This is a genomic window from Rhodococcus sp. P4_B6 (assembly GCF_056402215.1).
The window spans coordinates 1-20954 of record NZ_JBFUHV010000125.1; the positions used below are offsets into that span (position 1 = coordinate 1).

Genomic DNA, 20954 nt, shown 5'->3' on the forward strand with positions numbered 1-20954 from the left:
ACACCAAGAAACGCAACCACATCCGTCAACTCGAAGCCCTCGGCTACACCGTCACCCTCACCCCGGCCGCCTGACCCGCACAACAACACCACCACGACCTTCCCGGCTCCGCTGCGCTCCGCCGGGACAACCCGCGTGCCGGCACCACGAGCAAGGTCACCTCATTTTCGGATTAGTGGCACCTGGATCAGGTGGGTAGCCTACTGAAACCCGCCCTCATTGACGACCGTGTTGACGGACTCGATGACCGACGCCGATTCCCGGTGACGCCCCGCCGCCACCACCAATGTGGGCACCCTCGCGAGCCTGGCCAGGGACGGCGACCCGTAGGCGTCGTTCGTCACCTACGGTCTGCACGAATGGACTCCGCGACCGATGAGTCCAACGCCGCCGCCACCGCCGACCCCGTTACCCCGCATGCCGGCCCGGCGATCGAAGGCCTCAACGCCGACCACGCCGACGCCCTCCTCGCCATGGCCCAGGCGCTCGGCGGCTTCCCCGACGTGAACCCTACCTCCCTGATGAAGTCCGGATCCCCGCACACCACTAGCTGATCCCGCGCCCGCGACAGACCGACGTACAACCGCTCACGCGAACGCTCCTGCACCACCTTCTCGTTGAGCGCCAGCACGACGGCACGCCGTTCGAGTCCCTTGAATCCCAGGACGTGCCCGTAGAACACCTGCTCGGTATCCCAGAAGCTGTCCCAATACGCCGCGTTGCCCTCCGTCTGCCGGCTCACCTGCTCCGGGTGACGGCTGCCCGTGGCAAGCAAGGCCAGATCCTCGGGACGCCACCCCTCGTCCATCAAGGAATCGATCTGGTCGTCGGCAATCGTCAGCGCGTCCTCCGCCGCGCAGGGCACGAAAAGTACGTCGGGGCCCTCCCCGCCGAGCAGGCGCATCCGCTGTCCCACCAGCGGTGTGAACGAGTCCGCAATCTGACGGGTGTTTCGCAGATTGTGATCGAGCACCAGCGGGACCAGTTGAATCGGCGGAACGCCCTGCCTGTCGAATACCCGCTGCCCCTCGTCGCTGAATACGTAGATGCCCCCGGCTTCGTCGTCACGCAGCGCCGCCAGCAGCGGACCCCACCAGTCGTCGGCGAAGTCTTGTGCCTCGTCCACGACCACCGCGTCGAACCGGTCGCGCAACGGCAGTGCCGACGCCAACTCCGCCATGTGCCGCGGCAGGTCGTGTTCCCAGAACTGCACGGTGTCGGTGTTGCGGATGCTCTCGTCCGGGCCCTCGGGCGCTCCCCACAGTTGCCCCAGCGCGTGGAACTCACCCACGTACGCGGGACGCTCCTTGCGGGACCAGGTGGCGGTCAATCGCTCGAGATACGACGCCAACCCGTGCGAGTAGCAGATGAGTGCGACGCGCTGCCCCTGCTTCGCCAACCGCCGCGCCTTCTCGACCGCGAGGAACGTCTTGCCGCTTCCGGCGCCACCCCGCACCTCGACCCGGTGCAACAGCCGGATCGCGTCGAGTATCGCCGACTGCTGGGCGGTGAGCGCATCGGCCGCGTCTTCGTGCGCGATCGCTCGCGCAACCACGTCGCGTTGCGGCAGTCCGCGTCCGGAGAGGACCGTTGTGAGCTGATCGACCCCGTCCTCGGGCAGCGCCGGCCGATCCAGCTGCTGGCCGGACAGCACCTTCTGCAGTCGCGACACCACGTCGTCCAGGTCGCTGCGATCGATCACCTTCCACCGTGGRCATTCCGGCAGTGCGAAGTCGTCGGTGAGTTCTGTGTTGGGGAAGACCACCACGTGGTCCCATCGCAGCCGCCCGTGACTCCAGCGCGGGTCGGCTTCCACGTAGCTCCGCAGGGCATACAGCGCGTCCCGTGCTTGCCGAACCGGGTGAATCACCGTCGGCCCTTTTCGCTGCTCTTGGTACCAATCGCTGCCGTCGTGCCAGATCTGCCCGCCCTTCACCTCCAGGCAGACGATCCCGTACCCCTCGAGCGCCACCACGAAATCGATCTCGTGGTCCTTGAGTCGGTCGGTGACCCGCTGGTTTGCCACCACGAGGTCACCATCACCGAGCTGACCCAACAGCGCATTCCACACCGATTCCTCGGAACCATTCACCAGGCGCGGATTCTCGGGGATACGGATCACCATGCGGATACTTTCGCACGGACGGTTCAGTTCAGCTCTGCGATCCCGGCTGAAGTCCGCGGTGAGTAGTAGTTTTGCGGTGTGGACACTTCGTGGCAGGACCCCAGTGCCGTCTCGTCGATGCTCGACGACTGGGAAACGTGGGCGATCGTCGGGCTCTCCGGCAATCCCGACCGAACGGCGTTCCGCATTGCGGAGTTGCTGCAGCGCCGAGGAAAACGAATCGTCCCCATCCATCCCACCGCACCGACCGTGCTCGGCGAGCAGGGATACGCCACACTCGCGGACGTTCCGTTTCCGATTGACGTCGTCGACGTCTTCCGTCAGTCCGAGGCCGCCGGCGAGTTCGCGGACCAGGCCGTCGCGGTGGGCGCGAAAGGCGTTTGGTTCCAACTGGGCGTCATCGACGAGGCCGCGTTCCAGCGGACGACCGCAAAGGGCGTCGCGATGGTGATGGACACCTGCCCGGCGATCGAGTGGAGTGCGCGGGAATCAGCGTGACCGTGGCCGGGCTGAAGTCCGACCACGCGACTACGGCTACCCTGGACCGAAATCGTGCAAATCGGACAACGTTCTGACGCGATCCGCTCAGCCAATCGGAAGGTTCCCACCTGTGGCCATCGACTACACCCGACGCCCCTCCACTCCTGCCGCACCGCAGGGCGGAGTCAATCTGAGCAAGGTCACGCTGTCGAAGGCCGCGCCGTCGGTCAGCCTCACGAAGTCCGGTGAGCGGCAGGGCGCGATGCGGGTCAACCTCAACTGGTCGACGGGGGCGGCGCCGCAGCCCAAGAAGGCCGGCTTCTTCGCGAAACTTGCGGCCGCCGCGGGCGGCAGCAACGGCATCGATCTGGACCTCGGCTGTCTCTACGAATTGGCCGACGGATCGAAGGGTGTTGTCCAGGCACTCGGCAACAGCTTCGGATCGCTGCAGGCTGCGCCGTTCATCCAGCTCGACGCCGACGACCGCACCGGCACAGTGACCGGCGGCGAAAACATGCATATCAACCTCGACCGGCCGGAAATGTTCAAGCGCATCCTCATCTTCGCGATGATCTACGACGGCGCACCCAACTGGGCAGCCGTCGACGGCGTCGTCACCCTCTACCCCACCAGCGGCCCCGAGGTGGAGGTGCGCCTGGACTCGGCGAACAGCTCCGCTCGCATCTGCGCCATCGCGATCTTGCAGAACACCGGGCAGGGCATCACCGTGACCCGTGAAGTGAAGTACGTCGAAGGCAGCCAGGCCGATCTCGACAAGACCTACAGCTGGGGCATGAAGTGGGCCGCCGGCCGCAAGTAGCAGCGTCCTGCGATAGCGAATGCCTCGACGCGTCGACCCACACGAATGGATGAGCCAAACGTCATGGCACGGCCAAGCACGTGACCGCCAGGCGTCCGATGGAATCCCGCACAGCTCCCGAGTGGCCCTGGGGTAGTGGGCTCAATTTTCGGAATGCCCGGTCCCCCCTCCGCCAAAGGGAACGCTGGGACCGGGCCCCACACCGAAAGGAACCAACAGTGCGAACTCAGCATAACCCGTTCCGCCACGCACGATTTCCATCCTGAGACCGCAGCCACGCGCGCCCTCACACACCGTCACGCATCGCCGCGTCCTGGGCTTGGCATGCCACTGCCGACGCGGCGAGGAGTTTCAAATACACTTCTCGTGGCAGTGCGTATTCGGATCGAGGGATCCAAATAGCGTGGGGTGGGGGGAGTCCTGACTGTCGATCGAGCGGATCTGTGAGTGCTCGCATCGCCTGTGCACGAGGTCGCTCGAGTGATCGATAACCTCGAAGGTCGTTTCGTACCCGGCTGCGACGCCCGCGCCTCCTCGATGGGCTGGCGAGTGCAACGAACGTGCAACCCACGAATTGCACAGCGAGCGAGGCTAATCGGGCGGGTTCGCGTTGGGAATTGTCACTGCTGCGTTAGTGGGATTGGAGTTCGCGGCAATCCACTTCGCGATCAATATCGATGCGAAGTATGCGGTGGCGCCGTGACCGAGAAAGCTGACACCTGGTTCGGTGCCGCCACCTACCTTTCCATGGCAATTACCGTCGTGCTCGTTGTCATCGGAATCGTGAATCCGTCGACTGATTCGGGCACCCCGGCCTGGGCATGGGTCGCTCTCATGCTCGGCATTGTCACAATGGTTGCGTTCTTCATTGTGGGACAGATCCATCGGCGCATCGCGTGTGGAGTACTCATCGGGTTGCTGACACCGCTCTGTGCGTTGCTGGCGATTCCGATCGTGGCAGGGATAGGTCACATTGTCGGTGCGGTCTTCGGGTAGCCACCGACACACACCAGGCCGCATACGCATCGATCGATTGTCACGCGCGATCGCGCTACCGTCGTGACTATGTTCAGTACCGAGATCGAGGTGCGCACCGGCGCCGAGCCGGTGGTGTACGACCTGACCCGTGAGATCGAGAAGTTCCTCGCGTCGGCCGGCGCCGGCGATGGGCTGCTGCATGTCTGGGTGCCGCACGCCACGGCGGGACTCGTGGTCATCGAGACCGGCGCGGGGAGCGACGACGACCTGCTGCGCGCGATCGACGACCTGCTTCCGCGCGACGACCGGTGGATCCATCGTCACGGCAGCCATGGACACGGTCGCGACCACGTGCTGCCGGCATTCCTGCCGCCATACGCGTCCCTTCCTGTCTTCGACGGCGCGCTCGCGACGGGCACCTGGCAGTCCGTCTGCCTCGTCGACACCAATGTCGACAACCCGGTGCGGCACGTCCGATTCAGCTTCCTCGCCGCCTGAGCCAGCACCGGCGGGACGCGTCCGATCACGCGCGCGCGAGTCCTCTTGCCGAGGAATAGATCTCAGGAAGGCTCGCCGTCTCGTCGGTGGAAGACCGATCCACCCACGTCTCCAACGCCGCCCGGAGCACGGCGACCGACACGTCGACCGCCAGGCGAATCTGTAGGTCGGAGCAGTCGAATCTCTTCGACACCGCATCGACCAGGGCCGCCGTCCGCCGCACACTCTCGCGCGCCAGCACAGCACGCAGCGCAGGCTCTTTCTTGATGAGCCTGTTCACCCGCAGCAATCGCCGGCAGGGCGTCGACGAACTGTCCGCGTACGTCACCAATGCGTCCGCGAAGGACGTCTCCAACGCGAGCCTCGGTGAGAGGGTCGAGTCGAGTTGGTCGAGCCGTGATGCCACGACCACCTCGAAGGCCCAGTGGTCCCGGAGCGCGGCCTCTTCCTTCGTGGCGAAGTATCGAAAGAATGTGCGCTGAGACACGCCCGCTGCTTGCGCGATCTCCCCGACGGTTGTGGCCTCGACGCCCTTGCGCTCGAACAGTGTGAGCGAAGTCTCACTGATCTCCACGTTCGTCTGCTCACGTCGCCGCTCCCGCAACCCCAGCGGGCCGACGGGCAGGTCAGACGGCACGGGGAACACTTCGATTCTGGTCATCAACGGCCTTCGTTATCGGTAGGAGAACCCCACGCGTCGATCGTTCACATCCGGACATCCGTTGTCAACATGGCAGCGTGTGTCATAATGTATGCGAAGGGTAGGTAATCAATGAATCTCAATATCGGTGATATTTTCCTGTACCCGCACCATGGGTCCGTGACAGTCACAAAGCTCACGACCCGGATGTTCAACGATCTACCCACTGATTACGTGCAATTCGAAGTCGCTCAAAACGGGCTGTCCATCGAGATCCCGGTCGCGAAAGCCGAGGCCATCGGCGTTCGGAACGCGATCAACAACGATGAAGTTGGTCGAGTCTTCGACATCCTGCGCGGGCCGACGGTGGACGACCCGTCGAACTGGTCTCGTCGGTTCAAGGCCAATCAGGAAAAGCTGACCGTGGGTGGAATCTTCACGGTGAGCGAAGTCATCCGCGATCTGATGACCCGTTCACAGGAAAAGCCCCTCTCGGCCGGCGAGAAGCGGCAGCTCGAGCACGCGATGCAGCTCGTCATTTCCGAACTCGTCCTCGCGATGAAGTCCGACCCGGACGAGACTCGGCGCCGCATCGAAGCTATCTACGAATCCGCCGACTCTCCCGCGGCGGTCGCTGCAGTCTGACGACACGAAAATCGGCGGCAGCCCGGACGAGAGTTCCGGGCTGCCGCCGATGTCGTCGAGTCGGCTTGCGATCTCTCACGTCTCCAGCACAGGAGTCGAGATCAGCTGCTGCCGAAAAGGTTTCCGAGTGATCCGGTTCCCGAGCCCTGCCCATAGGTGATGATGACAGTCGGTGCTGCGTCCGCCGCTGCGGTCGCGAGTGTTCCGCCCGGCGCGTAGGACGAGCCACCGCCGCCTCCGCCACCGCCGTAGTTGTCGGCGCCGCCGCCACCGCCGAACCAGCCGCCGCCACCGCCGCCACTCGCACCTGCCGCGGCGCCTCCGATTCCGGCTTCACCCGGCGAACCGTGCGGGTCACTGCCACCGTTGCCTCCGACGCCACCAGCGACGCCGGTCGCACCGCCGCCGCCTCCCCCGCCGCCGCCCGCTTGGCCGTCGGGGCCGGTCGGGGTCAGGTTCCCTGCGCCACCGATATAGGTGTCGCCCGCGCCGCCGCCGCCTGCCGCGACGATCTGGCGATCCGCCAGCTCACCCGAGCCGGTGCGAACGTCGGACGCCCCGCCTCCCCCACCGGCACCGGTGCCACCGGCTCCGCCGCCGTTGTATCCGGCCAGCCCGGTGCCGTCACCGCCGTTCCCGCCGACCTGGATGTACAGCGCGTCACCTGCGGCGACCGTCAACCGCCCGGTCGCGACAGCCGCGGCACCGCCGAGGATCTGACCACCGTTTCCACCACGTCCGCCCGTTGCCGTCACCGCCAAGCTGGTAATGCCGTCGGGGACCGTGAACGACTGCGCACTGCCGGTTGAAGTGAATGTGCAGGTCACCTGGGTTCCGGTGCCTTGCACGCAGCCGGCAGGCAGCGCGGCCGGCGCGGCAACCGCCAGGCTGGGGGCGAGCAGCCCCGAGGCGCCGACTACGGCGAGTCCACACATTCCGGTCGTGTACCACCGGCGCCGTGATCGAACGAGGTTTGTGGTCAAAGCAGTCTCCTGTCGCAACGCGAGCATGTGAAAGCTGGTCCGAGTGGAGCATTCCACAGCATCCGGCTTCCAGTGGGTATTCCGGTCTCCGGGTCGGCTTTCGCGCAAAAGCGCCAGGTCACGGGCATGCCGGACCGCTAATCGGGACCCGCGGTATCGCAATCCGCGCTGAAAGGTCACTATGAAGGTAAGTAGAACTAATTTGTTCCTCTAGGCAACGAGGTATGCACATGAGCGACGCAGCGCCCATCGGTGACGGGATCTTCCAGATTCCGGTCCCGATTACCGACAATCCCCTTGGTCACACACTCGTCTACGCGATGGAATCGCCCGGCGGCCTGATCCTCGTCGACGCCGGCTGGGACGACGACAATGCGTGGGCAGGCCTCACCTCCGGGCTCGAGGCCATCGGGCACTCGGTCAAGGATGTCGAAGGCGTCGTCCTCACTCACTTCCACCCCGACCACACAGGTCTGTGCGGTCGCGTTCGGGAGGCCTCCGGGGCCTGGATTGCGATGCACGAATCCGATCACGAGATGTTCGAGCACATGTCGACCGGCCACGGCCCCGAGTGGCTGGACTTCCAGAAGGCCAACATGACACGGGCCGGCGCGGCCCCGGCCGATCTGGAGGCGTTCGAGAAGTCCGCGTCGGGGAAACCGCCTGCGGGTCCAGATTCAGCCCCCGACCGTGTCCTCGTCGACGACGAACTCATCGCCCTCACCGGTCGCGGCCTGCGCGCCGTCTACACCCCCGGCCACACCCCGGGCCACATCTGCTTCTATCTGGAAGACGCCGACGTGATGTTCACCGGCGACCACGTCCTGCAGAAGACGACGCCGCACGTCGGCAACTTCGTCTACCCGCTCGAGGAACGCGACGCCCTCGCCGAGTTCATGGACTCGCTGCGCCGCGTCCAGACGATGAACATCACCCGGGGTCTCGGCGCGCACGGCATCCCCATCGACGACGTCGCGGGCCGCGCCGGCGAACTCATCGAGCACCACGAAGAGCGACTCGACCACCTGTACAAGGCTTTCGGCGACGACCAGATCACGGTGTGGCAGGTCGCCGAGCGCATGAAGTGGTACAAGCCGTGGGCCGACATCTCCCCCATGGGCAAGGGCATGGCACTGTCCGAGGCAGCGGCACACCTTCGGCACCTCGTCGCCCGCGACCTCGTCGCCCAGGTACCGGACAGCGAACCCGCCGTCTTCGCCCGCCGCTGACACGTGAGCGGCAAAGCGTCCTCGGGCACGCTTTGCCACTCACGTGGGTGGGGTCATCTCCAATCGCACCCCGAGGAGTCGGACTTCCCGCTCGTGGTCGAGGCGGTCGACCAATGCTGCTGCCGCGTCGGCGATCACGTCGGGATCGAACGYCGGCTCGGGTAGTGGTTTGCTCGTCGTGTGGGTGTCGAACGGGGCGTAGCGCACCTTCAACGCCACTCGCACCGCCTTGCGGTTCTCCGCGAGGATGTCCTCCCGGACCCGGGCGGCGAGGCGACGGATCTCCTCGGTGACGGTCTCCCGGCCGGCGAGGTTCTGCTGAAACGTCGTCTCCCGGCTGTGCGACCGCGCCACCCACGGTTCCGCGGACACCGGGGAGAGATCGATTCCGCGACCGATCCTGGCGTACCACGGACCCATAGTTGGCCCGAGAGTCGCACCCAACTCCTGACCCGAGGCATCGGCGAGTTCGCGCACCGTATTGATACCGAGCGCGGCAAGCTTTTTCGAGGTCTTCTTACCGATCCCCCACAGCGCATCGGTGGGGCGCTCCCCCATGACGGCGAACCAGTTCTCCTCGGTGAGTCGGTAGATGCCCTGCGGTTTGCCGAAGTCCGTCGCGATCTTGGCCCGTAACTTGTTGTCGCCGATGCCGACTGAACAGTGCAGCCCCGTCGCCTCGAGGACGGCGTCGTGGATGGTGCGGGCGAACGCCTCCGGATCATCGGTCTCGACACCGAGAAACGCTTCGTCCCAGCCCATCACCTCGACGACAACGTCCAGCTTCCGCAGGGTGTCCATCACGACCGCCGACACCTCCATGTACGCCTCGGCGTCGACGGGCAGGAATACGGCGTCGGGAATCTTCCGTGCCGCTATCCGCATCGGCATCCCGGAACCCACACCGAACTCCCGCGCCTCGTACGACGCCGTCGACACCACCGCACGCTCGGTCGGATCCCCACGACCACCCACGACGACCGGACGTCCCCGCAGCTCGGGGTGCCGCAGCACCTCGACCGCGGCGATGAACTGATCGAGATCGACATGCAGCACCCACCGGTGACGCGGCGGAGTACTCATGGGACCAGTGTGCCCGACCCATCCGTCCGGGAACCCCGGAATCTACGGAGATCCCGGACGGGGGCGCGGTCACCGTTCGTTGCGTTCCCACAGGTCGTCGGCGTGATCACCGAGGTCGCGGCGGTTGAGCCTGCGTGACTTGCCGAGCTTGCGGAGCGTCGGGATGGTCTCGCGGGCTGCGACACCGATGCCGCGACGCTTGCGCGGAGAGCAGAGTGCGCAACCGCGGTAGGTGCGTGAGGGGTGGTGGGTAGGCATGCCGCCTCCGATGATGACTCCGCGCGGAGCGAAGAGTTCAGAATACATCGGTGCCGTCGGCGGGCGGTAGCAATTCGTCGGGGAACCGATAGGAGCATCCGAGTTCACTGGTTGACCGGGTGCCCCAATTGTCCCGGAACCAGGCCACGCACGTGTTCGCGACCAGGTTTGCGTCGCGACTGAAGAGATAGCCGTCGGTGCAGTCCTCGAAATGGCCGTCGAACTGCCAGATGTCGAGTGGCAGGTGCTCGGTGGAATAGTCGGCGAGCAGGAGGTGCCCGAGTTCGACGCGTGATCGGCGAAGCATTAACACACCGCCGGCCAGTACCTGAATCTGCGCGCAGACGACCTCTCCATCGTCGTCCTCACTGACGTAACTATTCGGGCCGATCTCGACGATGAGCGCGACCGGTTGATCGACCAGCGAACCCGTCAACCACTCGACCATCCCCGCCCACGAAACCTCGGGCAACTCGGTGGAATCGACCATCATCACCTTCCCTTGCTCGCGACCAACCACGACAGGGGATCGTCGAAAGCCTCCCCTTGCGTCGTATCAAAGCAGAAGGTCCCGACACATGCGGCGCGAAATCGCTCGCACCCTCACTTCGTCCTCGGACGGAGTGAGGGTCCTCGCGTCTCAGGACCCTCAGGTGACGAGACCTGCCCGGAATGCGGTCAGCGCCGCTTCGACTCGGTTACGCGTGCCCAGCTTGGCGAAGACTGCCGAAATGTGGGTCTTGACGGTCGTTTCGCTGAGGAAGAGCTGACCAGCGATGTCGGCATTCGACGCGCCGGATGCGAGGGACCGCAGGACGTCGCGTTCCCTGGCACTGAGCGCGGCAAGGACCGCCCGATCGGGATCTGCGGTGGGCGGCCGGTTCGCCGCGACGATCCGCCGCAGCGACTCCTCACTGAACAGTGTGTTGCCGGCCGCGACGGCGCGAACGGACTGGTGGAACGTCTCCGGCGGTTCGTCCTTGCTGAGGAAGCTGTGGGCTCCGGCCGAAACCGCCTGAAGCACGAGGTCGTCGACGTCCATCGCCGTCATCGCAATCACCCGGGGTGGGTGTTGCAGGGTCATCAGGTGACGGGTGGCATCGAGTCCACCGACCCGGCGCATCTTCAGGTCCATCAGCACCACGTGCGGTCGATACGCATGGACCGCGGCCGGCACCCGGTCCCCGTCGTCGACATCTGTGACGACGGCGATATCCGTGGTGGCAGCGAAGATGTCGGAGACACCTCGCCGGACGAAGGGATCGTCGTCAGCGATCAGAACGGTGATGGCGTTGGTTCCGGTCATGGTGACCACAGGGTATTACCCCGGACCGACAGCACCGCCTCGCGGTCTGGGCGATGTGGCTCAGGCGAACCACGGGAGCCAGCAGTCGACGACGAACTCCCCACCGAGCCTGCCTGCCTCGAGCTTTCCGCCGATGTCACGGGCCTGCTCGGCGAGTCCGCGAAGACCGGCGCGCGAACCACCCGGGACTGTCGGGGGCTGGAAACTGAGGCTGTTACGGATGTCGATTCGGATACCGTTCTCGCTGGCGCCGCTGATCGAGATGCGAATCGTTTGATCGCTCGCGTACTTCTGGGCGTTGGTGAGCGATTCCTGCACGACCCGGTAGGTGACGTGTCCGGACACGGTGCCGACGTCGCCGGGCCGCAGGTCTGCGAAATAGGTGGCGTGCAGACCGGCCGCGCGGGCGGACTGGACCAGGTCGGCGACACCGTCGATGCCCTGGTGACCGCTCGCTCGACTCGCCCCGCCGGACCCCCGCAACACACCGACGATGTTCTTGAGTTCGTCGAGCGCCTCGTGCGCGGTGCTGCGTATCATCGACGCGGTGTTCGCGATCTTCTCCGGATTGCCCGCACCGCCGACCTGCAAGGCCCCGGCGAACAGGGAGATTCGGCTCAGGCTCGCGGCGAGAGTGTCGTGCATATCCCTCGCGATGCGAGTGCGTTCCTCGGTGCGGATCATCTCGTCTCGCATCGCATGCGTCTGCTCCGTCGCGCGGTCGCGACTGCGCTCGGCCTGAGCCAGTTCTGTGCGGGTGTGCTTCAGCACCGCGATCGAAACCACGATCGCCACCAGCGTCGCCGCAACGAGCCAGGGAATCCACAGTGCGATATCCCAGTCCGGCTTCGGCCCACCGACCTCCGGTCGTGTCGAACCCATCGTCAGAACCGAATTGTCGCGGGTGCGGAACGCATCGTAGGTGAGCGAGACGCCGCATGCCAGGAACACCGCTGTCGCTGCCGCGACCAGCTGCTGCCCCCGCTCCGTCCGGGCGAGTGCGTAGAGCGCGATCAAGGCGGCAGTGGCGTCGGTCGAGAAGAACAGCGGACCCACCAGGGCCACGCCCAGAACCAGCCACGGCCGTTCGTGCCGCCATACCAACGCGACCGCGGCACCCAGATTCAGCACCAGTCCGATCGCTATGTTCCACACCGCGACGGTCGCGGAATCGCCGGACAGACCGACCGTCATCAGCGAACAGAACACGCTGAGCGTCACCGCGCCGGTGGTCCAGACGCGGCGACGGATGATTTCAGCGGATGTTGCAGTCACGGCCATGAGGCTACGCATCGGACCGACACGTTCGCGATCGGCCGAAAGTAGGGGCCCGAACTGACTTCCGACCGAAAGTAGGAATCGATCCGGCTCTTCGGACGATCCGCGATGGGCGCCCCGTCGGGTGAACTCTCCATTGAGCGCGATCGCAGCCACGGCCTGCGGCCCGCAACCTCACCCGCATGACCCACTCACAGGAGGATCCGAGATGACGAACCCCGGTCAGCCCTATCAGAACCAGCCCTACCCTGCCCCGCAGCCGCCGAAGAAGAAGCGTCGCCTCTGGCCGTGGATTGTGGTCGGCGTTCCGATCCTGCTCTTCGGTGCATGCTCGATCGCCATCGCGTCGAGCACGGGGAGCGACGAGGGCACCACCGTCACAGCAGGTTCCGGCGACGGGGAGGCTCCCGCCGACAGCGGGCCCGCCTTCCCCGGCAAGCTCGAGGAAGACACCTCCGCGGCCGGCGGCGACACGATCACTCGCGACGGGCTCGCCTACACCGTCGCCGCGCTCGAACCGGTGAGCAGCATGATCGGCGAGTACTTGTGCAGCACCGTGACCATCAAGAACGTCGGCGACAAGCAGAACGACTTCAACGGATATGTGGATTGGAGCCTTCAGGATGCCGGCGGCGCCATTCGCGACGCGACGTTCGCGCCTGACCGCGAACTGCTGAACTCAGGGAAGATTGCGCCCGGCGGTCAGGCCACCGGCAGCGTCTGCTTCGACGCCCGCCAGGGCTCCGGCCCCGGAACCTATGTCGTGCTCTTCGAGGACACCTTCTCGCTGTCCACCGACCGCCTAGCCTGGATCAACACTCTGTAGATCCCGCATGGGCAAACGTCTGGGGGCGGGGCACGAAGCGTGCCGATACCGCTGTTCGTGCTCCGTCCCCATATTCCATTCTCCGACAAGTCAATATGCCATTCAAATGACAACGGGAACCGGAAACTGTGCTCAAGACCCCTGCCGGGCGCACTTGTCGGACGGGCCTGATACTTTCCGTTTCAACGAACCGACCGCAGGTTCGCAAATCCTGAGCAAAGGCTGATCATCTACATGTTCCGCAAGGTTTCACTCACCGCTGCAATCACTCTCGCAATCGCCGGCCTCGGATCCGGGATCGCGAATGCGGCACCCGCTACCTCGTTCGGCGCCGGTGATTACATCGTGGGGGTCGACATCGCCCCGGGCACGTACGTCGGCAGCGGCACCGTCGACGACATCATGGGGTGCTACTGGGAGCGCCTGTCGGGCACCAGCGGTGAGTACGAAGACATCATCGCCATGGACTACACCCACTCACCGAAGGTGATCGTCACCATCAAGCCGACCGACATGGTCTTCTCCTCCACGGACTGCGGAACATGGACGCCCGCTCCCGCCGCCCAACCCCAGGCCCGGCCGGCGCCCGCCGCACCGGCACCGGCACCGGCACCGTCGATCTTCGGTTCCTGACCACAGCCCCAGCAGATCGCCCCCACAAGCACCCGCGGTGGGGGCGCTCCCGAACTATCAGAGGCAGATCACTGTGACCGAACCCCTCTACCTCGACCCCGTCGCTGAGCCGGTTCCCGGAGATGCGCCCCAGACCAAGCGACTTCGGCGCTGGCCATGGATCTTCGGTGTCGTCGTCGCCCTTGCGGCCGGTGTGGGAATCGGCCTCTCGACCACCCCCAGCGAGGCAGAGAACCAGGCCAAGATCGACGCCGCGCTCGCCGGTGAGCGCGAGGCCCTGGCTGCGCAAAGCGCTGAAGTCGCGGGGAAGGCTGCCGACGCCGAGAAGGCGGCAGGCGACGCGGAAGCGGCCATGAAGAAGGCACAGGAAACGCAGGTGGCAGCAAACCAGCATGCGGTCACCGTGAACGCTCAACTCGACGAGCGGAAGCAACAACTGGACAGCCGGGAGCAACGACTCGTCCCCCGCGAAGCCGACGCTGCCCGATCGACGTTCGGCAGTGGACTCCACCGAGTGGGCGTCGACATCAATCCGGGCACCTACCGCACCACCGGCGGTCCGTACTGCTACTGGGAACGCTTGTCCGGCACGTCAGGTGAATTCGACGACCTGATTGCCAACGACGTACCCAGCGGTCCGTCCGTCGTCACGATCTCGTCGTCGGACGCCGCGTTCAAGAGCCAAGACTGCGGGACGTGGACGAAGACTGGCTAACCACGCAGCGGCCCAGAACTCAGCCCACTCCATCATGACCGCGCACAAGACCGGTCGACACATCACAAGGGAGATTTAGTGAAGCACAAGTTCGTGGGGGCGATGCTGTGCGCGTCGTCGGCGGTAGCAATAGCGGTGTCCGGCGCTGGCGTGGCCAACGCGGGCACTTACCTGAGCGGCGACGGCACGTACCGAGTCGGTTACGGCCCGCAAGACCTACAACCCGGCTTGTGGTCGTCGTCGGGTGGCAGCAGCTGTTACTGGTCGCGCACCGCATCCGACAGTTCGATTCTCGAAAATTCCTTCGGCGAGGGTTCACAAACCATCGAGATCAAGCCGGGCGACGCGAAATTCACCACCCACCGGTGCGGAGGCTGGCGTCGAGCGGACCCTGTTCCCAACCCGATTCCCGGGCTTCCGCCCATCGAAGCCGTCGACTACCGCAACATGACGACCCTCGGACTCGGCGCGGGTATCGGTTCGGCGGCTGTGGGGTCCGCTGCGATGCCGTCCATTCTCGGTGTGCTGTTGATGGCAGGATCGTCGGGCAGTTAGCCCGGACAAAACGAACAGTCCACCTACATCGACAGCACCATCTGCGCGAAGAGGCGACCCCAGACGGGGTCCATCGGCTGGTCGCGCTGGACCCAGCCCTCGACCATGGCGCCGGTGAGTTCGAGGAACGAAATCGTGGGGCGGGCGATCCAGAAGAGTTCTTCCCGGCCGACGATGGTCCCGTCGCTCGTCTGCCAGCCGAGGGCGGCGAGGCCTTCGGCGATGACGTCCCGGCGTTCGTCCGACGTGGTGCCGGCGGCGAGGGTGAGGAGCACGAGGTATCCGGCCTCCCGCTCGATGGGCTCGTCCGCCAGTGGCAGCCGGTCGAGAAGGTGTGCCCACAGCCGACGTGCATCGCTTGCCGTCGCGGAGCCGAGATTGGTGCGAATCAGTTTGCCCTTGTATTTGCGCACCAGTCCCAGGGTCTTGGCGTATTCGCGGAGCAGGTGGACCGGCCGCTGATCCGACTCGCGGTTGCTGGTGGCGGGCCAGTCGTCGAAGCCCGGCAGTTCCCGCCGCATCTCCGCCACCACGGCCGGTGGCAGGTAGCCCGCCTGGGTCAGTGTGATGCCGTCGGGACCGATGCGGTTCAGGAACCACCGCAGGTGGAATGTCGCCGCTTCGATCGTTTCGTGGATGTCGCCCAGCCGGTCGGTGAGGTGGGCGCGCTCGAGAAGCGAAAAGACTTGCGGGGCAGCTTGATGGGGGATCCGTCGCAGCAGTGCCGCGAACTTCGAATCCGTCACCGGCCCGTGGTCACGGATGACCGCTTCGATCCGCAGGCCACGGTTCACGGTGTCGACGCCGAACGATTCGGGTGCGAAGCCCGGCCCGACCCACGCCCCGGCGTCGTGATGACCGGGGTGCGACGGCGTCGCGAGGACCTTCAGCAGGTCGTCGTATCCGCCCGGTCCGCCGCAATCCTCGGGCGGGCACGCGCGGGCGCCGGCGAGGCAGGTGACGGTCGGCTCCGAGGCGTCGGTGTCGATCCGTTCGAGCACGATCGTGTGCTCCCAGCCGTCGCCGAAGTCGTACAGATAGGACAGCTGCTCCCCCGGTTCGGCGAGCACCTGATCGAGCCGCACCGCGTCCTCGCACAACTCGTCGTCCTCGTCGGCGAAACCCTCCTCGATGCTCTCGCGCATGTCGTAGCGCTCCGACGCGGGCGGCTCACCGCCGACCCACGAATGCAGGTGGCTGTCCTGCCAGCCCATGATCGTCTGCACGATCGGATGCAACTCGTGCAGCCGCAGGTTCGACGGCACCACGAATTGGCGCCAGATCGGCGGCGACACCTCGTCGAGTTCGATACGCAGGTGGTAGCCCGCGACGCGGCGTCGGCCCCGCCGTTCGGACGGCCGGACGATCACCGGCACGTCAGGAACGACGGACAGGTGTCGGCGTTTACCCGAAGCGGTCATGGCGTCATGGTAGGCGGGAGGCAGAAGTGTCCGGCACAAGTGGTGACGATAGCGTGAAGGCATGTCTGTGTCCGCACTTCTCGCAGGTCGGTACCAACTGCGGGGAGTGCTGGGCCGAGGCGGGATGGCCGACGTCCACGACGGGTGGGACCTGCGCCTCGAGCGCCCGGTCGCGATCAAGGTGCTGCGCCCCGAACTCGCGTCCGTCCCCGACACCCGCCGGCGGTTCGAGGCCGAGGCCCGGCTGGCCGCGACGTTGAACCACCCGAACGTGGTCGCGGTGCACGACTGCGGCGAGGACGCGGGAGTGGCCTACATCGTGATGGAAAGCCTGCCCGGGCGAACCCTCGCCGACGAGATCGCCACCGGACCCCTACCCGACGCGCGGGTGCGATCGATCCTTGCCGACGTGCTCGCCGCCGTCGGCGCCGCTCACGGTGCCGGGATCCTGCACCGCGACATCAAACCGGGGAACGTGCTGTTCACCGCGTCGGGCACGGTGAAGGTCGCCGACTTCGGCATCGCGAAGAGCGCGGCGTCCGACCACACGGCGACGGGACAGGTGCTGGGCACCGTGGCCTATCTCAGTCCGGATCGCATCCTGGGCACACCCGCCACGACCGACGACGACCTGTACGCGGTCGGCGTCGTCGGCTACGAGGCCCTCGCCGGGCACCGGCCGTTCGCCGGCGACAACATCCTGTCGCTCGCCCGGGCCATCACCGACGGGGCGGCCCGACCCCTCCACGAGGTGCGTCCGGACGCCGACCCGAACCTCGTGCACACGATCGAACGGGCGATGTCCCGCGATCCGCGGCAGCGGCACGCCGACGCCCAGTCGATGCGGGCCGCCGTTCTCGGAACGCCCGTCGCACACCCGCCGCCGACGAGGGCATTCACGCCCACCACATCCGTTCACCGGCCGGCACCCCAGCATCGGCGACCCGGGAGGACCGGCGTGATCATCGCCGCCGTCGCCGCTCTGCTGGTGGCCGCCGCCGTGGCGGCACTGGCCATCGCGTCGCAGAATCAGAACGGCACCGTCGGTCCCGGCCCGAGCACCACCGCCGTCGCCCCGCCCCCGGCGCCCGTGTCTCCGCCGAGCGGCACCGTCGACGTCGAACCCGTCGCACCGGCGCCGCCGGTCGACGCCCCGAAGACCGGTCCGGGAAACAGCAACGGCAACAACGGGAACGGCAAGACCAAGGACAAGGACAAAGACAAGGACGGCAACTGACCTGATCGGGATTGCCGCGGTGGGGCATGCGCCCATCAGGAGCCGCGACGCGCGTCCACCGCGGCCCGGACCGCGGGCGCGACGTCGGTCGCGAACTTCCTGACCTGGTCGAGGTCGTCGCCGTCGGTGCCGAAGACGAATGTGTCCATTCCCGTCTCCACCACGAGGTCCGTCAGTTGGCTCACCCATTGCTCAGGGGTGCCGTGGAACAGCGTGTCCGACCGACTGTCGCTCACCCGGCCGAACACGTTGTAGACGCGGACGATCGAAGCCGGATCGCGGCCGGCGTCCGCAGCACCCGCGTCGATCTTCGCGTGCATGCCCGGCAGAATCTCCGGCGGGAAATAGGAACTCGACGGCACCCACCCGTCGGCCGAGCGTCCCAGCGCCCGCAGCATTCGGGGGCCACCGACGCCCAGCCAGATCCCGATACTGTGCGCCGGGACCGGTCCGGGGTGCACGCCCTCGAGGCGGTAGTGCTCACCGCCGGAGTACACGGCACGCTCACCGGACCACATCAGGCGGATCACCTCGACCGCTTCCTCCACCGCCGTCGCGGCCTGCCCGGGCGTGCGCACGTCACCGCCCATCGCGCCGATCGCTTCCCAGAACGCACCCGCACCCAACGCCACCTCGAACCGGCCTCCCGACATCACGTCGAGGCTGGCCGCGGCCTTCGCCATCGTCGCCGGCGGGCGGAGCGGCAGGCACGCGACATCGGGAAACACCCGCACCCGTTCGGTCCGCGCCAGCAGCATGCCCATCAGCGACCAGCAGTCGAGGAATTTCGCCTGGTACGGGTGATCCTGGACGCCGATCAGGTCGAGTCCGGTCTCGTCGGCGAGCGCGGCGAGTTCGAACGTGTTGGCCAGCAACTCCACCGTCGGGGTGACGAACACCCCGAACTGCGGGGTCCTGCCGTAGTCGGTCATGGTGGCGTCCCTTCTCGGATCGCTGGACTCCCCTCGATCATCCAACACCGTGGCCGCCGGGAACACCCGGTTCGCCGCGCGGCATAGTGGGTTCATGACAGACGACACGAAAGACGCTCCCGCACCCGACGTCCGGGACGCGCCCGAACACCACCGCTTCGAAATCCGTGTCGACGATGAGCTGGCCGGGTTCACCGAATACCTGGACCACGAGAATCAGCGGATCTTCTTCCACACCGAGATCGGCGAGCAGTTCGCGGGCCGCGGCCTGGCCAGCACGCTGATCCGCAGCGCGCTGACGGAGACCGTCGGGGGCGGCAAACGGATTGTGCCGATCTGCCCGTTCGTCGCCCGCTACCTCGAGAAGCACGACGACTTCGCCAACGACGTCGACCCGGTCACCCCGGACGCGATCGAGGCGGTGCGGCACCGGGAGCGCTGATCAGGGTGCGCCGTCGGCGCCGCGAGCCTCCTCGAGCTGCCGGATGAGGGTCGCGGCGTCGTACGGCCCGGTGTGCCGGGTGAGGTCGGTGCCCGTCGCACCGAGGTAGAACGTGGGGGTCCCCCGGAAATCGCTCGACTCGGCGTCGAGTTCGTCGTCGTCGATGCGGTGACCATACGTGCCTTTGCGGATGTCTTCCTCGAACCGGTCCATGTCGAGCCCCAACTCGGCCGCGTAACCAAAGATCTCGTCCTCGGCGAGGGCGTCGCTGTTGGCGAACAGGTGGTCGTGCATCTCCCAGAACCGGCCCTGGGCGGCCGCCGCCTCACTCGCCTGGGCGGCGAACCGGGCGTGCGGGTGGACGGCGTCGAGCGGGAGATGCCGGAAGACGTAGCGGAGTTCGTCCCCGAACTGCGCTCGCACGTCCCGGATGCTGCCGGTGGCCTTGCTGCAGAACGGGCATTCGAAATCGCCGTACTCGACGAGGGTGAGTGGCGCATCCACCGGCCCGCGCACGTGATCGCGGCCGGTGGCGACGGGCCGGAGCAGGGTGAGCCCGACGACCTCCGTCGGCGGGTGCACCCAATCCGAGATCCGGAACAGCGCCCAGCCGAGCACGGTGGCGATGACGGCCGCCGTCAGGACGCCGACCCGGGCGTCGTTGGCCAGTTCGGGCGAGTCGATGGCCAGGTCGACGATGAACAGCGAGATCGTGAAACCGATGCCGGCCAGCGCGCTGCCGCCGGCGATCTGCGACAGACTCAGCCCGGGCGGCAGACTGCCGGGCCGCAGCTTCGAGAACAGGGCGGTGGCCGCGGTGATGCCGACGAGCTTGCCGACCACCAGGCCGAGCACGATGCCCCACGCCAGCGGAGACCGGGCCGCGTCCGCGAGCGTCTGCCCGGTGATGACCACGCCGGCATTGGCGAGCGCGAAGATCGGGACCACGAGGAACGCGGTGTAGGGCTGGTAGAAGCGCAGCAGCCGCTCGTTGACGGACACCGCGCGCAGCACCCCGAGCTGGGCGGCGCGCGCGTAGTCGGAGTTCGGTGACTGCCGGAATGCCCGCGTGAGCTCACCTGCCCGCTCCACCTCGCTGCGCCGCGGCGGGTACACGGGCAGGATCAGCGCGATCAGCACGCCGACCAGGGTGGGGTGGACGCCGGACTCGTAGAACGCGACCCACGTCCCCGCCGCGACGACGAAGTAGGCGACACCGCGCCACACCTCGAGCTTGCGCAACTGGACGATCAGCAGCAGCCCGACGCACCCGAGGAGCAGCGGTCCGAGCCGCAGGTTGTCGGTGTAGAAGAAGGCGATGATGGCCAGGGCGCCGATGTCGTCGGCCACCGCCAGTGTCAGGATGAACACGCGCAGCCGGGCGGGGCATCGGGGTCCGACGAGGGCGAGTGCGCCGAGCACGAACGCCGTGTCGGTGGAGACGACGACACCCCACGCACTGGCCTCGTCCCCGGTCGGGTTGAGGAGCAGGAACAGGACGGCGGGTAGCGCCAGACCCGCGATCGCGGCGAGCAGCGGCACGGCGGCGCGGGCGCGGTCGGTGAGCTCGCCGATCGTCAGCTCGCGTTTCACCTCCAGCCCGACGACGAAGAAGAACAGCGTCATCAACCCGTCGTTGACCCAGTGCTTCAGGTCGAGACCGATGCTGTAGTCGCCGATCTGGATGGTCACCGGGGTGTGCCAGAACGACTCGTACGAATCACCGATGTTGGCCCACACCAACGCGAGAATCGTGGCGACGAGGAGGAAGCCGGCCGACAACTTGTCGTCGTCGGTGTCGTCGCGGATCAGGGCCAGCCGCGCCGACAATCGTCGAAGTGTGGTGGGGCTGCTCTGCTCGACCGTCATC

Annotated in this window: 23 protein-coding genes and 2 pseudogenes; 13 read left to right on the forward strand and 12 right to left on the reverse strand. The window is 66.5% G+C overall.

Annotated features, from left to right (window positions below; all coding sequences use genetic code 11):
- Window positions 1-200: 200 nt before the first annotated feature.
- On the reverse strand, window positions 201-344 hold the full coding sequence (locus AC1DWT_RS36705; RefSeq protein WP_206012885.1) for a hypothetical protein: 144 nt from the start codon (window positions 342-344) through the stop codon (window positions 201-203).
- Between the two features lie 12 nt (window positions 345-356).
- On the opposite strand from AC1DWT_RS36705, the pseudogene AC1DWT_RS36710 reads away from it, so the two are divergent.
- Window positions 357-503 (forward strand): annotated as a pseudogene (locus AC1DWT_RS36710) (pyridoxamine 5'-phosphate oxidase); the annotation flags it as partial.
- Window positions 504-508: 5 nt separating this feature from the next.
- On the opposite strand, the pseudogene AC1DWT_RS36715 reads toward AC1DWT_RS36710, so the two are convergent.
- Window positions 509-2125: pseudogene (locus tag AC1DWT_RS36715) on the reverse strand (NERD domain-containing protein); the annotation flags it as partial.
- A gap of 78 nt (window positions 2126-2203) precedes the next feature.
- Between AC1DWT_RS36715 and AC1DWT_RS36720 the strand changes: the two are divergent.
- From AC1DWT_RS36720 to AC1DWT_RS36735, 4 genes are all read left to right on the forward strand, one after another.
- Window positions 2204-2623 (forward strand): CoA-binding protein, encoded by a 420-nt coding sequence (locus AC1DWT_RS36720; RefSeq protein ID WP_095865824.1) that lies wholly within the window; start codon window positions 2204-2206, stop codon window positions 2621-2623.
- A 112-nt stretch (window positions 2624-2735) separates the two neighbouring features.
- Window positions 2736-3425, forward strand: a complete 690-nt coding sequence (locus AC1DWT_RS36725; RefSeq protein WP_095865825.1) for a TerD family protein — start codon at window positions 2736-2738, stop codon at window positions 3423-3425.
- A gap of 699 nt (window positions 3426-4124) precedes the next feature.
- Window positions 4125-4421 carry a hypothetical protein gene (locus AC1DWT_RS36730; RefSeq protein ID WP_206012886.1) on the forward strand — a complete coding sequence of 99 codons (297 nt, stop codon included), beginning with the start codon at window positions 4125-4127 and terminating at the stop codon, window positions 4419-4421.
- 69 nt (window positions 4422-4490) lie between these two features.
- On the forward strand, window positions 4491-4901 hold the full coding sequence (locus AC1DWT_RS36735; RefSeq protein ID WP_206012887.1) for a YjbQ family protein: 411 nt from the start codon (window positions 4491-4493) through the stop codon (window positions 4899-4901).
- Between the two features lie 25 nt (window positions 4902-4926).
- Here AC1DWT_RS36735 and AC1DWT_RS36740 read toward each other — a convergent pair whose 3' ends face one another.
- Window positions 4927-5562 (reverse strand): TetR family transcriptional regulator, encoded by a 636-nt coding sequence (locus AC1DWT_RS36740; protein ID WP_206012888.1) that lies wholly within the window; start codon window positions 5560-5562, stop codon window positions 4927-4929.
- A 111-nt stretch (window positions 5563-5673) separates the two neighbouring features.
- On the opposite strand from AC1DWT_RS36740, the gene AC1DWT_RS36745 reads away from it, so the two are divergent.
- Complete coding sequence (locus AC1DWT_RS36745) at window positions 5674-6186, forward strand: CarD family transcriptional regulator (RefSeq protein WP_072944195.1); 513 nt, start codon at window positions 5674-5676, stop codon at window positions 6184-6186.
- Window positions 6187-6287: 101 nt separating this feature from the next.
- Here AC1DWT_RS36745 and AC1DWT_RS36750 read toward each other — a convergent pair whose 3' ends face one another.
- On the reverse strand, window positions 6288-7169 hold the full coding sequence (locus AC1DWT_RS36750; RefSeq protein ID WP_241031293.1) for a glycine-rich protein: 882 nt from the start codon (window positions 7167-7169) through the stop codon (window positions 6288-6290).
- A 230-nt stretch (window positions 7170-7399) separates the two neighbouring features.
- On the opposite strand from AC1DWT_RS36750, the gene AC1DWT_RS36755 reads away from it, so the two are divergent.
- On the forward strand, window positions 7400-8398 hold the full coding sequence (locus tag AC1DWT_RS36755; protein WP_072944288.1) for an MBL fold metallo-hydrolase: 999 nt from the start codon (window positions 7400-7402) through the stop codon (window positions 8396-8398).
- 39 nt (window positions 8399-8437) lie between these two features.
- Here the strand turns inward: AC1DWT_RS36755 and AC1DWT_RS36760 are convergent, their stop codons facing one another.
- From AC1DWT_RS36760 to AC1DWT_RS36780, 5 genes are all read right to left on the reverse strand, one after another.
- On the reverse strand, window positions 8438-9481 hold the full coding sequence (locus AC1DWT_RS36760; RefSeq protein ID WP_477924413.1) for a DNA polymerase IV: 1044 nt from the start codon (window positions 9479-9481) through the stop codon (window positions 8438-8440).
- 69 nt (window positions 9482-9550) lie between these two features.
- Window positions 9551-9739, reverse strand: coding sequence for a hypothetical protein (locus AC1DWT_RS36765; protein ID WP_206012890.1), 189 nt, complete (start codon window positions 9737-9739; stop codon window positions 9551-9553).
- A 37-nt stretch (window positions 9740-9776) separates the two neighbouring features.
- Window positions 9777-10229: a hypothetical protein gene (locus AC1DWT_RS36770; RefSeq protein WP_206015947.1), complete on the reverse strand. Its 453-nt coding sequence runs from the start codon at window positions 10227-10229 to the stop codon at window positions 9777-9779.
- Between the two features lie 159 nt (window positions 10230-10388).
- A complete protein-coding gene (locus tag AC1DWT_RS36775) occupies window positions 10389-11045 on the reverse strand; it encodes a response regulator (protein ID WP_206012891.1) in 657 nt (218 codons plus the stop codon).
- Between the two features lie 60 nt (window positions 11046-11105).
- Complete coding sequence (locus tag AC1DWT_RS36780; protein ID WP_241031295.1) at window positions 11106-12326, reverse strand: sensor histidine kinase; 1221 nt, start codon at window positions 12324-12326, stop codon at window positions 11106-11108.
- A gap of 205 nt (window positions 12327-12531) precedes the next feature.
- Here AC1DWT_RS36780 and AC1DWT_RS36785 point away from each other — a divergent pair, with 205 nt between their 5' ends.
- The 4 genes from AC1DWT_RS36785 (at window position 12532) to AC1DWT_RS36800 (ending at window position 15052) form a co-directional block, all read left to right on the forward strand.
- Window positions 12532-13149 carry a DUF4352 domain-containing protein gene (locus AC1DWT_RS36785; RefSeq protein ID WP_095865831.1) on the forward strand — a complete coding sequence of 206 codons (618 nt, stop codon included), beginning with the start codon at window positions 12532-12534 and terminating at the stop codon, window positions 13147-13149.
- 234 nt (window positions 13150-13383) lie between these two features.
- A complete protein-coding gene (locus AC1DWT_RS36790; protein ID WP_241031296.1) occupies window positions 13384-13782 on the forward strand; it encodes a hypothetical protein in 399 nt (132 codons plus the stop codon).
- A gap of 73 nt (window positions 13783-13855) precedes the next feature.
- Window positions 13856-14497, forward strand: coding sequence for a hypothetical protein (locus AC1DWT_RS36795; protein ID WP_095865832.1), 642 nt, complete (start codon window positions 13856-13858; stop codon window positions 14495-14497).
- Window positions 14498-14575: 78 nt separating this feature from the next.
- Window positions 14576-15052 (forward strand): hypothetical protein, encoded by a 477-nt coding sequence (locus tag AC1DWT_RS36800; RefSeq protein ID WP_095865833.1) that lies wholly within the window; start codon window positions 14576-14578, stop codon window positions 15050-15052.
- 23 nt (window positions 15053-15075) lie between these two features.
- On the opposite strand, the gene AC1DWT_RS36805 is transcribed toward AC1DWT_RS36800, so the two are convergent.
- Window positions 15076-16473 carry a plasmid pRiA4b ORF-3 family protein gene (locus AC1DWT_RS36805; protein WP_206012893.1) on the reverse strand — a complete coding sequence of 466 codons (1398 nt, stop codon included), beginning with the start codon at window positions 16471-16473 and terminating at the stop codon, window positions 15076-15078.
- Window positions 16474-16534: 61 nt separating this feature from the next.
- Between AC1DWT_RS36805 and AC1DWT_RS36810 the strand changes: the two genes are divergently transcribed.
- Entirely contained in the window at window positions 16535-17710 is a 1176-nt protein-coding gene (locus AC1DWT_RS36810) for a serine/threonine-protein kinase (RefSeq protein ID WP_206012894.1), read from the forward strand.
- Between the two features lie 35 nt (window positions 17711-17745).
- On the opposite strand, the gene AC1DWT_RS36815 is transcribed toward AC1DWT_RS36810, so the two are convergent.
- Complete coding sequence (locus AC1DWT_RS36815) at window positions 17746-18642, reverse strand: LLM class flavin-dependent oxidoreductase (RefSeq protein WP_206012895.1); 897 nt, start codon at window positions 18640-18642, stop codon at window positions 17746-17748.
- A gap of 94 nt (window positions 18643-18736) precedes the next feature.
- Here AC1DWT_RS36815 and AC1DWT_RS36820 point away from each other — a divergent pair, with 94 nt between their 5' ends.
- Entirely contained in the window at window positions 18737-19084 is a 348-nt protein-coding gene (locus AC1DWT_RS36820) for a GNAT family N-acetyltransferase (RefSeq protein ID WP_095865926.1), read from the forward strand.
- Here AC1DWT_RS36820 and nhaA read toward each other — a convergent pair whose 3' ends face one another.
- The gene (nhaA, locus tag AC1DWT_RS36825) at window positions 19085-20953 is read right to left on the reverse strand and encodes a Na+/H+ antiporter NhaA (RefSeq protein WP_206012896.1); all 1869 of its coding nucleotides are present in this window, start codon (window positions 20951-20953) and stop codon (window positions 19085-19087) included.
- Window position 20954: the final 1 nt, after the last annotated feature.

Coding starts and splice junctions, on each gene's coding strand:
- AC1DWT_RS36815 (WP_206012895.1), bottom strand. CDS start 18,642: ATGACCGACTACGGCAGGACCCCGCAGTTCGGGGTGTTCGTCACCCCG.
- AC1DWT_RS36780 (WP_241031295.1), bottom strand. CDS start 12,326: ATGGCCGTGACTGCAACATCCGCTGAAATCATCCGTCGCCGCGTCTGG.
- nhaA (WP_206012896.1), bottom strand. CDS start 20,953: ATGACGGTCGAGCAGAGCAGCCCCACCACACTTCGACGATTGTCGGCG.
- AC1DWT_RS36785 (WP_095865831.1), top strand. CDS start 12,532: ATGACGAACCCCGGTCAGCCCTATCAGAACCAGCCCTACCCTGCCCCG.
- AC1DWT_RS36740 (WP_206012888.1), bottom strand. CDS start 5,562: ATGACCAGAATCGAAGTGTTCCCCGTGCCGTCTGACCTGCCCGTCGGC.
- AC1DWT_RS36820 (WP_095865926.1), top strand. CDS start 18,737: ATGACAGACGACACGAAAGACGCTCCCGCACCCGACGTCCGGGACGCG.
- AC1DWT_RS36805 (WP_206012893.1), bottom strand. CDS start 16,473: ATGACCGCTTCGGGTAAACGCCGACACCTGTCCGTCGTTCCTGACGTG.
- AC1DWT_RS36755 (WP_072944288.1), top strand. CDS start 7,400: ATGAGCGACGCAGCGCCCATCGGTGACGGGATCTTCCAGATTCCGGTC.
- AC1DWT_RS36745 (WP_072944195.1), top strand. CDS start 5,674: ATGAATCTCAATATCGGTGATATTTTCCTGTACCCGCACCATGGGTCC.
- AC1DWT_RS36735 (WP_206012887.1), top strand. CDS start 4,491: ATGTTCAGTACCGAGATCGAGGTGCGCACCGGCGCCGAGCCGGTGGTG.
- AC1DWT_RS36810 (WP_206012894.1), top strand. CDS start 16,535: ATGTCTGTGTCCGCACTTCTCGCAGGTCGGTACCAACTGCGGGGAGTG.
- AC1DWT_RS36770 (WP_206015947.1), bottom strand. CDS start 10,229: ATGGTCGATTCCACCGAGTTGCCCGAGGTTTCGTGGGCGGGGATGGTC.
- AC1DWT_RS36765 (WP_206012890.1), bottom strand. CDS start 9,739: ATGCCTACCCACCACCCCTCACGCACCTACCGCGGTTGCGCACTCTGC.
- AC1DWT_RS36790 (WP_241031296.1), top strand. CDS start 13,384: ATGTTCCGCAAGGTTTCACTCACCGCTGCAATCACTCTCGCAATCGCC.
- AC1DWT_RS36775 (WP_206012891.1), bottom strand. CDS start 11,045: ATGACCGGAACCAACGCCATCACCGTTCTGATCGCTGACGACGATCCC.